Annotated in this window: 12 protein-coding genes, 1 tRNA gene and 1 pseudogene; 6 read left to right on the top strand and 8 right to left on the bottom strand. The window is 36.2% G+C overall.

Annotated features, from left to right (window positions below):
• Nucleotides 1-43 precede the first annotated feature (43 nt).
• The 8 genes and pseudogenes from AB1422_03425 to AB1422_03460 all read right to left on the bottom strand — a co-directional run bounded on the left by AB1422_03425 (nt 44) and on the right by AB1422_03460 (nt 8,114).
• Nucleotides 44-1,918, bottom strand: coding sequence for a glycosyltransferase family 39 protein (locus AB1422_03425; GenBank protein MEW6618395.1), 1,875 nt, complete (start codon nt 1,916-1,918; stop codon nt 44-46).
• Between the two features lie 47 nt (nt 1,919-1,965).
• Nucleotides 1,966-2,886, bottom strand: coding sequence for a PorV/PorQ family protein (locus AB1422_03430; GenBank protein MEW6618396.1), 921 nt, complete (start codon nt 2,884-2,886; stop codon nt 1,966-1,968).
• 537 nt (nt 2,887-3,423) lie between these two features.
• The gene (gene rfbB, locus AB1422_03435) at nt 3,424-4,455 is read right to left on the bottom strand and encodes a dTDP-glucose 4,6-dehydratase (protein ID MEW6618397.1); all 1,032 of its coding nucleotides are present in this window, start codon (nt 4,453-4,455) and stop codon (nt 3,424-3,426) included.
• Nucleotides 4,456-4,930: 475 nt separating this feature from the next.
• A pseudogene (locus AB1422_03440) lies at nt 4,931-5,271 on the bottom strand (sugar phosphate nucleotidyltransferase).
• Between the two features lie 21 nt (nt 5,272-5,292).
• Entirely contained in the window at nt 5,293-5,901 is a 609-nt protein-coding gene (gene rdgB / locus AB1422_03445) for an RdgB/HAM1 family non-canonical purine NTP pyrophosphatase (GenBank protein ID MEW6618398.1), read from the bottom strand.
• Nucleotides 5,902-6,125: 224 nt separating this feature from the next.
• On the bottom strand, nt 6,126-6,257 hold the full coding sequence (locus AB1422_03450) for a hypothetical protein (GenBank protein ID MEW6618399.1): 132 nt from the start codon (nt 6,255-6,257) through the stop codon (nt 6,126-6,128).
• A 234-nt stretch (nt 6,258-6,491) separates the two neighbouring features.
• The gene (rph, locus tag AB1422_03455) at nt 6,492-7,208 is read right to left on the bottom strand and encodes a ribonuclease PH (GenBank protein ID MEW6618400.1); all 717 of its coding nucleotides are present in this window, start codon (nt 7,206-7,208) and stop codon (nt 6,492-6,494) included.
• Between the two features lie 195 nt (nt 7,209-7,403).
• Entirely contained in the window at nt 7,404-8,114 is a 711-nt protein-coding gene (locus tag AB1422_03460) for a 7-carboxy-7-deazaguanine synthase QueE (GenBank protein MEW6618401.1), read from the bottom strand.
• A gap of 266 nt (nt 8,115-8,380) precedes the next feature.
• Here AB1422_03460 and AB1422_03465 point away from each other — a divergent pair, with 266 nt between their 5' ends.
• The 6 genes from AB1422_03465 to AB1422_03490 form a co-directional block, all read left to right on the top strand.
• On the top strand, nt 8,381-9,280 hold the full coding sequence (locus AB1422_03465) for a PfkB family carbohydrate kinase (protein MEW6618402.1): 900 nt from the start codon (nt 8,381-8,383) through the stop codon (nt 9,278-9,280).
• 490 nt (nt 9,281-9,770) lie between these two features.
• Nucleotides 9,771-10,493 (top strand): precorrin-2 C(20)-methyltransferase, encoded by a 723-nt coding sequence (cobI, locus tag AB1422_03470; protein MEW6618403.1) that lies wholly within the window; start codon nt 9,771-9,773, stop codon nt 10,491-10,493.
• A gap of 61 nt (nt 10,494-10,554) precedes the next feature.
• On the top strand, nt 10,555-11,310 hold the full coding sequence (gene cobM / locus AB1422_03475) for a precorrin-4 C(11)-methyltransferase (protein ID MEW6618404.1): 756 nt from the start codon (nt 10,555-10,557) through the stop codon (nt 11,308-11,310).
• Entirely contained in the window at nt 11,294-12,808 is a 1,515-nt protein-coding gene (gene cobJ / locus AB1422_03480) for a precorrin-3B C(17)-methyltransferase (protein MEW6618405.1), read from the top strand. Before cobM ends, cobJ begins: the two co-directional genes overlap by 17 nt.
• 42 nt (nt 12,809-12,850) lie before the next feature.
• Nucleotides 12,851-12,926: transfer RNA gene (locus tag AB1422_03485), tRNA-Thr, on the top strand.
• Between the two features lie 241 nt (nt 12,927-13,167).
• A partial coding sequence (locus AB1422_03490; protein ID MEW6618406.1) for a DUF559 domain-containing protein occupies nt 13,168-13,363 on the top strand: 196 nt, incomplete at its 3' end.

The following is a 13,363-nucleotide window of genomic DNA, read 5'->3' on the forward strand; positions in this document are numbered from 1 at the left end:
TTTTTAAACCTCCTTTTTCTAATTAAAAAAATGTTATAAATCTTTAAGGTAAATCTTTGGAAATTAATTTTAATTCTATTTTATACTCCCCTTTTTCTTTCTTCCACATCTTCCCATTATCCATGGAAAAGTAAGATCTACCATAATTATAGCAGGCATCAATGGGGATATTTATATATCCGTTATCTTTGACCTGTAGAGTAATCGTATTTACTCCTTTTTTCAAGATAGAAGCATTTATAGGCCCTAAACTTACCTGCCCTACTATTCCACGCACTGCTTCATAAAGCGATTTAAACTCTAAAATAGGAAGAGCGTGGTCATTAAAGGTTGTCATCAACCTTCCCTCTTGACCGCAATTATAAGTAAGATTTAGATAAACAGCCTTTACCTTTGAAAGATCTGTAGTTATAATAATCTCTTTTTTTATCATCTTTTTATCAGAATCTATGGCAAATCCTCGATTATCCCGATTGCTGTTATCGGTAACAACAACCCCTCCTTCAACCGGTTGTATCTGTCCATAAGGATGTTTAATCATATGAATCTGGTCTATAATTGCCTGACTATAGACTGCGGTCGAAAATATCCCTACTATGATTAAAGAAAGTAATAGTTGTTGATACTTCCGAAGATAAAATTTCTTATATCCCCACCATAAAGTAAAAGCACTGAAGATAATTAATGGAGGTAATACCGGCGGACGATACCTCCCTACTACAAGAACAAGTATGACTGAAAAACTATAAATAATAATGAACAGAGGTAAAAGCAATAGTCTCTTAAAATCTTTTATTGATAACATAATTCCTGTCAGCCCAAGAATGGCAATCAAAGAGAAATCGGGTAAAATATTCAAAATAGATGCATATTTTTTAGTATCATCATAACCTACCTGATGAGGTATATCCCAATTACCCCAAAACAATAAAAACTTCTTGCCTAACAATTTTATATATCCCAATGGTTTTTCTCTCATAAACCTTAAGATATCTTCCATATAGAGGTTACCTATGTCTTTATTTTCTTTCATTGCTTTCTCTTCAAGTTGTCCCAGATAAGGCTGGCATAGATCTTCCCATCCCGGAGCATGTTCATTATTACCCTTCCACAGATTGAAAGGAGCTGAAGTTGTCAAAAGGATAAATTTTCCACTACTAAGATAATTTTTTACCGTTACAGGGGAAATGGTTAGCATCACCACAATTAAAAATCCTCCACTTGCCCAAATTGCCTTTTTTTTATCAACTGGTAAAACAAAGAATAACCACAGTAATACAAAAGGCAAAAAGAGGATTGTATTTGGTTGGGAAAGACACGCAAGCCCAAGAAAAATACCAGCTATTATTAAATCCCTCTTATTAAATCTATCCTTCAACCGAATAAGAAAATATAACGAAGCAATTGATAAAAAAGTACTTATGTTTGTAGATAAAAGCACACTGCTATAAAAAATTAATGTCCCACATATTCCTCCCAGTATCAAGCCAATTAACCCTACCTGGTAATTAAATAGCCGCTTACTCGTAAGATAAATCAATATGCATGTTCCAACATCTAATAAAACCTGGAGTATTCGAACCCCAAATAAGCTATAGTTGGTAAACCATAATGAGAAAGCAAACCAGTAATAATATAATGGGTTGTAATAAAAGGCACCTTTGAGAGATTCCCCCGCTAAAATCTCTCTTGCCGCCTCCCAATACATATATTGGTCTGTGCCAGGTAAAGGATGGTAAAATAATGGGTCATTTTTAGATAATTGAAGAAGATAGATTAAGCGTAAAATAAAGATTCCACCTACAATACATAAAATTAGCTGTCTCTGTTTGGTAAGTGTAAATATTTCAAGAAAAAGATATTTTCCTCTCTTGTTTGAATGATCATTTTTTACACTTTTACTTTTTTTCTTCTTCACTTACTCTTTCTCCTATGAGTAAGAATTAAAGGGATATATTTTGTCCTCTAAAACTTTGTTACTAATGATACCCGATGCGTATTATCCAGATCACCATAATCACAATAGGCATAATCAAGTCCTATGCCTGTGCCTGGTAATCTAAATCCTGCTCCAAAGGTTAAATCTGATGATTTTAATTCATCTTTAGTTAGTGTTTTATACCCTGCTCGAAGTGCGGCCATCTCTTTGAACCAGTACTCTGCTCCAAGGTTAAAATTCGTATCATTGTCTGAAGGAAAATTAACATCCAGACTCAATGTCAACGCCTTGTCTAACAATTTATATGCCCCACCAACCTTAATATTCAACGGCAGTGCATCTTTCTCACTGATAAATGCCTTTAGTTTAGGACCAAGATTTTGGATGTTTGCTCCAAAGGTAAGATTTTCTATAGTAGGTTTGTATAAACAACCGATATCTAAAGCGATACCGGTAGATTTTTCATTATCTATCTTCATCTGAATATACTTTAAACTCACACCTAAATTACAATTATCCTGAAGTTTTTTGGCATAAGAAAGGGTCAGGGCAATATCCTTAGCGTCATAATCACCTATCTTCCCATTTTGATCTATAGTTCTATCAATACTACCTGAATCTAAGAGTGTCAAACCACCACCCATAATCCCACCCATAATTTGTTGTGGATGGATGTAGGCAAGATAATTGTAGGTAATTTCTTCTAACCAATCTGCATACATAAAGGTCGCCTGTCTGTTTTTGACATCAGCGATACCTGCGGGGTTCCAATACAGGGCATTAATATCATCCGCAATAGCGACAAAGGTTTCGCCCATACCAATTGGTCTTGCTCCCTGACTCAATTTCAAAAATACCGCCCCTTTTTCTCCTGGTGTCTTTGACAAACAATAATCCGCTGAAAAAAACATAACTCCTATGACTATTAAACTTATTATCCTTTTCATTTTTTCGCCCTCCTTTTGCCTTTGGTAAAAGATATATAAGTTTTAAACTTAACTTCTATTATAACACATATTTTCCAATTTGTCAATACCTCATTTATAAAAATTCAGTTCTGAGTGTATAGGATCAGACCTCGAAAGCAGAATTATATCTTCTACCTTCTTTTTGTAAACGGATTAAACAGATTTTTTTTAGTAAGCGAATTAAGCGGATTGAGCGGATTTTTTTATTTCTTTTTCCGCTAAATCCGTTAAATCTGCTTACTAAATAGGAAATTTCCACCCCCCTAACCCCCGCCAGCGGGGGACAACCGATATCTTCAGGTCTTATAATTCCTGTCACCTCCCCTAACCGCCGCCAGCAGGGGACAACTCGCCTCTGCTCTCTGCCTTCTGTCCTCTGCCTTCTATCTTCTGACCTCTGTATTTATCCGTGCTAATCCGTGTTAATCAGCGGCTGAATAGTTATCTTTACTTTTTGTCTTTTGTATTACACCAGGCACATTTTAACTTATTAACTCCATAAACTCTATTAACTTCCTAACTTCTCTCCACATACCATTTTTTCGTAAATTCTTGATATTCTTTGCTTTTTTCCTTTATATTCCGCCACCAGGATTCATTGTTAATATACCAATCTATGGTTTGTTTTATGCCTTCCCGGAAACTAACCGTTGGATGCCAACCAAATATTTTTTTTATCTTACTGGTATTAACGGCATGACGCATAACATGACCGGGGCGGTCTGTGACAAATTGCATCAAAGATTCATTTTTTCCTACGATTTGTAAAATTGTTTTACCTATTTGTAAAATATTAAACTCCTCCCCGCCTCCAATATTAAATACCTCACCATCCTGACCTGCGGTATGAAGTAATAAATCTAAGGCTTCACAATGGTCAAGCACATATATCCAATCACGAGTATTTATACCACTTCCATAAACAGGCAATGGTTTATTTTCTAATGCATTGGAAATGAATAAAGGGATGAGTTTTTCGGGGTATTGATATGGACCATAATTGTTGCTACAACGAGAGATGACAACCGGAAGTTTATAGTTTGTGTAATAAGAATATGCTAATCTATCAGCCCCGGCTTTACTTGCCGCATAAGGAGATTTAGGCATTAAAGGGTCTGTTTCTAAGGAAGGCCTGCCCTCTCCGTTAGGGGATTTTGCTTCACCATAAACCTCGTCTGTAGAAATATGTAAAAATCTTTTAATATTATGCTTTTTAGCAGATTCAAGCAATATATATGTCCCATAAACATTTGTCTGAATAAAGGTTCCTGCCTCTAAGATTGACCTATCGACATGGGTTTCAGCGGCAAAATGAACGACCGCATCAGTATCTTTCATTAAACTATCCACTATCTCTTTATCACAAATATTTCCCTGATGAAAAGCAAATTTTGGATTTTGAAATATATCCTGTTCAAAATTATCCAGATTTCCCGCATAAGTCAGAGCATCTAAAACCGTTACTTGATAATCAGAATACTTTTTCAGGATATACTTGACAAAGTTACTGCCAATAAATCCCGCGCCACCTGTAATTAATAACCGCATTTTTTAGCACCTCCATTTTTAGTAAGCGTTCAGGGTGTCCGTAAGGAAAAATGGAAAAGTAGGGAAAAAGGGGAAAAATATTAAAGAATTTCATTTCAAATTTTTGGAGTCCTCAATTCCTGGTAACCGTTCACCGCACAGACACAAAGACACAGAGAAAAACACACCCCTAACCCCTCTCAAAAGGGGAAAATCTATGGACAATACGCAACAATTCCCTCTCTGATTTTCATCAGGGCAAACTCTTGAGTTCAGCAACATTAAACTTGCCCTGATGAAAATCAGGGATGGATTAACAAATCTGGCTTGCCTGTTAAACATTCGGCACGCAGGTCATATGTCTTTCAATAGCTGCACCAATAATCTTTTCTGTTATCTGATTTATTTCCATATCTTCTCTGTTCCTCTGCGTCTCTGCGGTAAATTACCCCCTGAACGGTTACGGATTTAGATTTGAATTCCTCGACAAATGAATTACACCATCTTTGACTAAATTATCTCCGAGATACATCACAAAAGGTTCATCCTTTATAAAATCCTGGCTTATTTTCACCGCATGAGCTAAACCTAATGGTGCCTCCTGTTCAATATAGGTAATCTTTACTCCCCATTTAGTTCCATCCTGACAGGCAGATTTAATCTCTTCTTTAGTGTCCCCAACAATTATTCCGATATCAGTAATTTGTGCAGATTTTAAAGCCTCTATGCCATAAATAGGACAGGTTTATTGGCAACAGGAATAAGTTGCTTAGCCGAGGTATGGGTAATAGGTTGCAATCTTGTTCCTGCTCCGCCACTTAAAATCAATCCTTTCATTTCTAATCCTTCTTTACTTTTTTATTTTTGCTTTACCTTTTGTATTATTTCCAATAATATCTCTTTTGCCTTTGAAAAGGCAATGAAACGATGACTGATTTTATTTTTTATCTCACTCCCTAATTCTCCAAAGGTTTTGTTAAATCCGTCAGGAATAAATATTGGGTCGTAACCAAATCCATAATTCCCTTTTGAAACTAAACTTATCACCCCTTCACATTCTCCAGATACAGTCATTATCTCTTCCTTAGATATAGATATTGCTACAACACACTTAAATCTTGCCCTTCTTTGTGAAACAGAAACTCCTTTTAATAACTCTAATAACAGTTGATTCCTCTCTGCATCTAAAAGTTTTTTTCCTCCAAACTGCGCAGATTTAACACCCGGGGCACCCCCTAAATAATCTACTTCTAATCCTGAATCATCAGATAAAGTTATTTTCCCGGTTAATTCAAAAATACACCTTGCCTTTTTCACCGCATTTTCTTCAAAGGTAATTCCATCTTCAATAATATCTGGCAAAGCAAAAAAATCACTTAAAGATAAAATTTTAATCTCTAAATCTTCTAAAATCTTCTTTATTTCTGCTATTTTACCCTGATTCTTAGAGGCAATTATTATTTCCATAATGTACCTGTTTAGCGTGGTCAGAGAGCACAAATGAATGGTACTGACTTAGTGCGAAACCACTTCAAACACAAGAAGTTGTGTAATACAAAATCAAAAATTAAATATTAAAATGCAAAATGACATATCAAATATCAAAATGCAAAAAGCAAATATAAAAATTACATATCAAAATGTAAAATTATCTCTTTCCTTTCAGCATTAAAATACTTGAAGCAAAGATATTACCAAATTCCTCCAACTCTTTGAGAAACATTATCCTTTGGCAACTTATCGATGAATCCTATAAGTCGCAGAGTAAAGTTATACAGTCTTTTCTCAAAGTCCTTTTTGAAATTTGATTTGTAATTTTGCATTTTGATATTTGATTTTTGATATTTATTTGTTGTTTCCCCCAAATCCTATTTTGCAGAACCCTATACACCAACTGAACGGTTACAAAAATCTTGACTTCGTGTTTAATTTATTGTCTTACAAGTATTTTTGCATTCGGGGCACCCACAGAGTGGGTCGTGTCCTTTTGATTTTTACATTTTGATATTTGCATCAAACTCAGTGAACCATAGTCACAGTTCACTATTCACTTTTCACTATCTCTCTACAACTTGTTTCTGAATAGTTATCAATTCATTAATTCCTTTTTTGGCTAAATCAATCAAAGTATTCAGGTCTTCAAGAGAAAACGGGTTACCTTCGGCAGTGCCCTGTATTTCAATAATCTTTCCTTTTCCGGTCATAGCCAGATTAACATCTACCTGAGCAGATGAATCCTCTTCATAGGTTAAATCTAACAAAGTTTGACCTTGAACAATACCAACACTTGTTGCGGCAACAAAATCCATTATGGGAAATGTTTTAATTTTGTTTGATTCTTGTAATTCTTTAAATAGTTCCACCATAGCGACAAAGGCGCCCGTTATAGATGCCGTCCGAGTTCCACCATCAGCCTGAATAACATCACAATCAATGTGAATGGTTCTTTCTCCAAAATTATTCAAATCAACAATTGCTCGTAGGCACCTACCTATTATTCGTTGAATCTCATGGGTTCTCCCACCTACTTTTCCTCGCGAGGATTCCCTCTCAGTTCGAGTCAAGGTAGAAAAAGGCAACATAGAGTATTCAGCATGTATCCACCCCTGATTTGTTCCCTTTAAAAAAATAGGCACTCTGTCTTCAATTGTTGCGGCACAAATCACCTTTGTATTACCCACCTCGATTAAAACTGAGCCCCGAAGATGTTTAAGATAATGTGGTGTAATAATTACTGGACGCATTTGATTTTCTTCTCTTCCATCTTTACGTATCATCTCATCTCCTTTTGTTTGGTAACCGGTGATTGGTAACTGGTAATTAAATACCGTTTGGCTGAGCTGACGACGAATCTATTTAACCAGTTACCAGTTACCAATTATCCGTTTGTAGGTTACGAAACCTGATGATGCCCCGTGTAAAACTTACTCAACACTACAGATAGTAATTAGTTAATAGTTACCACCAGTTTATTTCCAGCCTGCTAATTTATGCACCTGCGGAATAATTCTAACTATACTTAATTTTTTATTCGCCTCTGCTTGATATTGAAGTAATTCCTGTAATGATAAATTATTATCCAATGGTTGAAGCACTAATGGGATATTACTACTTATTTCTTTTACCAAAAAAATAGCCCTTCTAAACTCATCCATCACCATTTGAGCACCTGAAATTATTTTTACAAAAACCTCCTTTTTATTAGCTATCCTTAAAAATTTTTCGTGTTCTTTCCAGAATGGTTTTAGCCCGGTCAAAGAAGGTAATTTAATATCCATAGCAATTATATCAATAAGATTAATAACCTGCTCTAATAGGTGAGGTAATGTTCCATTGGTTTCAAGATATATTTGTGTTTTATACCCTTTCTTTATTTCTCTTAGCAGGCGTTTTAAAGAATCAATTTGAATTAACGGTTCTCCGCCTGTTAAACAAATCATTGAATAATTTAGAATATCTTCTTTTATTAATTCAATTAAGGTAGAATTTGCCACAGGATTAGAAATCCTATTTTTTTTACCTTGAGTTATTATTTCGCATTCCTGAGGTATGAACAAAGATTGTGTAGTATCACAGAACTGACATCTTAAATTACAACCTGCAAATCTAATGAAAACTTGCGGTTGTCCAATGTATATACCTTCTCCCTGTATGCTGGTAAAAACCTCAACTAAATTCATTTTACTTTTTTAAAATTGTAATACGAATAATGTTTCGCTTTGTGATTTGTAACAAGATTTTAAAGGGTCCATTTTTATCACTCCCCCTCTAATTTCCTCTGAAAATCAGGTCTTCTGTCCCAATTTCTAATTTCAAACCGCAGATAACTTAACACATAAAATCCCAACATTAAATCAACCTGTCTTTAATCATATCATAATCACCCATTTTTGTCAATAAAAAATATGTTGACAAAATTCATTTATTAGAATATAATTTTTAAATTATGAGTGTATTAGTTGTAGGAACTTTAGCCTTAGACTCAGTAAAAACACCTTTTGGCGAAGTAAAGAATGCCCTTGGAGGCTCAGCGGTATATTTTTCATTAGCCGCAAGTATTTTCACTCAAGTAAAATTAGTTGGGGTTGTTGGAATGGATTTCTCGGATGAAGCTCTTTTACTTCTAAAAGAAAAAGGAATTGATTTAAATGGGTTACAAAAGATAAAAGGAAAAACATTTCATTGGAAAGGAGAGTATCATTACGACTTGAATGCGGCAATTACGATTGATACTCAATTAAATGTCCTTGAAAACTTCTCCCCTAAAATCCCATTACAATATCAAGATACTGAATTTATTTTCCTGGCTAATATTGACCCTGATTTGCAATTAAATGTGCTCCAACAATTGCACTCACCCAAATTAGTCGTAGCGGATACAATGAATTTCTGGATTGAACGAAAAAAAAATGCCTTATTGAAACTTCTAAAAAAGATTGATATAGTCGTGTTAAATGATGGGGAAGCAAGACAATTAACCAATGAACCTAATTTAATCAATGCGGCTAAAAAAATACTCTCATTAGGTCCTAAACAAGTCATCATTAAAAAAGGTGAGCATGGTTCATTAATGGTTTCATCCTCAAATTTTTTCTCTGCCCCTGCCTATCCATTAGAATCCATTTTTGACCCAACTGGTGCGGGCGATTCATTCGCAGGTGGATTCGTTGGATATTTAGCCTCTCATAAAAACTTAAGAGAACCAGAAATGAAAAAAGCCATTATTTATGGGACTACTATTGCCTCATTTACCGTAGAAGATTTTAGTATTAATAAATTAATTAATTTAACTAAAGATGATATAGAAAAAAGGTATCGTCGAATTAAAAAAATTACGCATTTCTAGTGTCGTGTTGAACAAATAACGCACGGAATTTGATTGTGGTAACTGGTGATTGGTAACTGGTAATTAAATACCATTCACCACTTACCATTTAACCAATTACAAGGAAAACTCTCAAGAAGTAAGAAGTGGGAAGTCCGAAGTTAATATAAGAGGAATCAACTTCTTTTCTTACTTCTCACTTTCTACTTCTCACTTCCTGCTTAAAAAAGCTGCGGGTAAAGAAAATTTGTCTATTGGACAAAACCAATAAAATCAACATTTAATTTTATCCAATAGTGTTGCGAATTGGAAAGAAGAAACGCTCATGCCCCTACAGGGCACAAATGACGATGAAAAATAATAGCACGCTGACGATGCGGATATTCGCGGATATAAGATAGGAGATAGAAGGTGGGAGATGGAGAGATAAGCGTGAGGAGTGGTGTTTTCTTTACTTTCTACTCTCTACTTTCTACTCTCTACTTCCTATTTTCAGAAGAACTGCTTAAAAATGACAGGTAAAATTTATGTAATTGGCATAGGTCCTGGTGACCCTGAATTATTAACCCTTAAGGCTGTCCGAATCCTCAAGGAGGCACCCTGCATTTGTGTCCCCAGAGGCAAAGAAGATGGCAATAGTTTAGCTTTAACAATAGTTGAAAAGGCAATAGACCTCCAGGGGAAAGAGATAATCCCTGCCTATTTTCCTATGAGAAAAACCCGGGACAGTCAGAAATCAGGACAGGACGAGATTGAGTCCAGATGGAACGAGACAATTGAAAAGATATTGAACAGGATAAACAGGGGAATGGATGTTGCTTTTATTACCCTTGGTGACCCGACAATTTACAGCACCTTCTTTTACCTATATCCCAGGTTGCTTGAGTTATCTGATGAGATAGTAACAGAGATTATTCCGGGGGTCTCATCGATAACAGCGGGAGGAGCTAAGGCTAAACTGCCGTTGACTCTGGGTGATGAAACACTGATGATTGTCCCGGCAAACTATATGTCTCGCGTAAAAGAGTTACTTCTGCGGTTTGACACCATAGTTTTAATGAAAGTTAATAAGGTCTTTGATGAAGTGGTGATACTTTTAGAAGAAATGGGGACTCTTGATAAGGCAATCTATGTCTCGCGGGCTGGGATGACGGATGAAAAAATAATTAGAGACCTCAAACAGGTTAAGGAAACAGACCTTGATTATTTTTCCTTAATCATAGTAAAAAAATGATGAGTAGTATTATGGAGTGCATTGACAGGGTCAAGTATGGGTTTGGTATTGAGGTGAAGATATGAGTAAGGTTTATTTTGTTGGTGCGGGTCCTGGCGACCCGGAATTAATAACCATCAAAGGTAGAAATCTGCTTGATAAAGCAGATGTAGTTATCTATGCCGGGAGTCTGGTTAATCCACAACTCCTTGAAGGTATCAAGGCAAAGATATATGATTCTGCCGGGATGACACTTGATGAAATCATAGATGTAATCAGATGTTCCGTAAATGGTGGCAAGATGATTGTCCGTCTCCATACAGGCGATACATTCCTGTACAGTGCCATATCAGAACAAATAGAAAGATTACGGGCATTGAACATAAAATATGAGGTTATACCAGGTGTATCTTCGGCATCATCTGGTGCGGCAATACTTGGTCAGGAACTTACCATACCAGAGATAAGCCAAACCCTAATATTTACCCGCCTTGAAGGCAAAACGAAAGTGCCAAAGGCAGAAAAAATGAGCAAATTGGCTAAACATAAAGCAACTATGGTGATTTTTTTGAGCGTCGGAATGATTGAGGATGTCCAGAATGAACTCCTGCAGGGCTATCCTGAAGATACACCAGTTGCGGTTATCGAAAAGGCATCCTGGGACAACCAAAGGATAATAAGAGGGAAATTAAAAGAAATGGTAGAAATGGTCAAGAACGCCAAAATTAAAAAGACCGCCTTGATATATATTGGCGAGGCACTGAAAGCCTCAGAAAAATCATTAGGAAAGGAATCAAAACTTTATCATAAAGATTTCAAACATGTATGCCGAAAATAAAACCGTAATACTTTACATCACAAATAATGGTAGAAACCTTGCACAACGGATTAAGGGACTTTATCCAGATGCCCAAATCCTAAAATTTCAATCTGCGGCTGTTTCTGAAATATGGAATGAATGCAAAAACCTTATTTTTATTATGGCTTGTGGTATTGTGGTAAGGACGATTGCTCCATTGATAAAGGATAAAAGGACAGACCCGGCTGTAGTTGTGCTTGATGAAAAGGGAAAGTTTGCCATCAGTCTCTTGAGTGGACATCTGGGCGGAGCAAATAAAGCCGCAAGAAATATCGCAAAATTCCTTGATGGTCAGGCAGTTATCACCACGGCATCAGATGTTGACAATATATCCCATAGCAAATTGGTGATTGGTATTGGCTGTAATCGCGGCACATCAGAAAATGAAATAGAAAAAGCAGTAAGAAAGACATTGGCAAAACATAATTTCTCATTTACTGATGTCATATCTATTGCTACCATTGATATAAAATCTCAGGAACCAGGATTAGTGGCATTTGCCCAAAATTACAACCTCTTGACTCAGACATTCTCTACGGACGAACTCAATTCAGTAAAGGGGATATTGAAATCTGAGTCTGTATTTAAGTCCACCGGGGCAATAGGTGTCGCTGAGCCAGCCGCACTACTTGCCTCAAAGGCAAACAAACTGCTTATACCAAAACAAAAGATAGGAAATGTAACGATAGCCGTGGCAGAACACAAAACAGAAGAAAAAGGGGAAATATACATTGTCGGTGTAGGCCCCGGTGATAGTGAACATATTACACCTTATGCCCAGAAGAAAATCAGAAATTCTGAGGTTATTGTAGGATATAACAGTTATATCAACCGCATAGCAGAACTGATTAAAGATAAAGAAATCATCTCTACGGGGATGACGCAGGAACTAAAGAGATGTCAAAAGGCAGTAGAATTGGCTATTGCCGGCAAAACCGTTTCAGTCATCAGCGGCGGTGACCCTGGCATTTACGCTATGGCTGGATTGGTGTTTGAAATTATCAAAAAACAGAACTTTCCTGAAATTAATATTGAGGTTGTGCCGGGCATTTCTGCCTTGAATGCCTCTGCGGCAAGACTGGGTGCACCGTTGATGCACGATTTTGCCGTTATCAGCTTATCAGACAGACTTACCCCATGGGAATTGATTAAAAAAAGGCTTGAGTCAGCGGCTATGTCTGATTTCGTTATCGTCTTTTACAATCCCAGAAGCATTGGCAGACAAAAACAGATTAATAAAGCCAGAGAGATTATCTTAAAATACAAAACCCCAGAAACACCAGTAGGAATTGTAAAAGGGGCAACGCGAGATAACGAAAAGATAATTATCACAAATCTTAAAGATATGCTTGATTATGAGATTGACATGCAGACAACAATAATAATCGGCAATTCACAAACCTTTCTATGGAATAACCGGATGATAACACCAAGAGGATATGAAGTACCGTTTTACCCCCCTCAAAATTTAACTTGACAATTTACTTTTATTTTGATAAAATAAATACAAAGTTATTTTGCCCACATAGCTCAGTAGGAAGAGCGCGTCCTTGGTAAGGACGAGGTCACCAGTTCAATTCTGGTTGTGGGCTCCAAGAAAATTTTGGATTTATGTTTCAATCCAAAATCTAAAATAAAAGCTCGCGGATAAAAAATAAGTAATCGGTTAAATAATAATGGGTAACTAATTACCATTTACCAATTACCAAATAGGGCTTCACGAAATTCCCTCACCCAAATATATAGAAAAGATTAGAGGTGGAGGACAGATATTCCCCCTTAATAAAGGGGGTTAGGGGGTTGTAAGTATATAAAGGGGGTTAGGGGGTTGTAAGTATGAAGATTCATTACAATCCGAAATTGAAAACTTACGCCAGAGAACTTAGAAAGCAAGGGGTTTTATCCGAAGTATTGCTTTGGAAGTATTTGAGAAGCAGAAAGATGAATGGCTATCAGTTTATGAGACAAAAGCCTATTGGGGAGTATATTGTTGATTTTTATTGTAGTAAACTAAAACTGGTAATTGAAATTG

Source organism: bacterium, from assembly GCA_040757115.1.
Lineage (GTDB): Bacteria > UBA9089 > CG2-30-40-21 > CG2-30-40-21 > SBAY01 > JBFLXS01.

What these genes read in the sequence shown, in the direction of transcription:
- cobM (MEW6618404.1), top strand. Translation starts at nt 10,555, where the DNA reads ATGAGTAAGGTTTATTTTGTTGGTGCGGGTCCTGGCGACCCGGAATTA.
- cobJ (MEW6618405.1), top strand. Translation starts at nt 11,294, where the DNA reads ATGTATGCCGAAAATAAAACCGTAATACTTTACATCACAAATAATGGT.
- rfbB (MEW6618397.1), bottom strand. Translation starts at nt 4,455, where the DNA reads ATGCGGTTATTAATTACAGGTGGCGCGGGATTTATTGGCAGTAACTTT.
- rdgB (MEW6618398.1), bottom strand. Translation starts at nt 5,901, where the DNA reads ATGGAAATAATAATTGCCTCTAAGAATCAGGGTAAAATAGCAGAAATA.
- AB1422_03465 (MEW6618402.1), top strand. Translation starts at nt 8,381, where the DNA reads ATGAGTGTATTAGTTGTAGGAACTTTAGCCTTAGACTCAGTAAAAACA.
- AB1422_03450 (MEW6618399.1), bottom strand. Translation starts at nt 6,257, where the DNA reads ATGCAAAATTACAAATCAAATTTCAAAAAGGACTTTGAGAAAAGACTG.
- AB1422_03460 (MEW6618401.1), bottom strand. Translation starts at nt 8,114, where the DNA reads ATGAATTTAGTTGAGGTTTTTACCAGCATACAGGGAGAAGGTATATAC.
- AB1422_03430 (MEW6618396.1), bottom strand. Translation starts at nt 2,886, where the DNA reads ATGAAAAGGATAATAAGTTTAATAGTCATAGGAGTTATGTTTTTTTCA.
- cobI (MEW6618403.1), top strand. Translation starts at nt 9,771, where the DNA reads ATGACAGGTAAAATTTATGTAATTGGCATAGGTCCTGGTGACCCTGAA.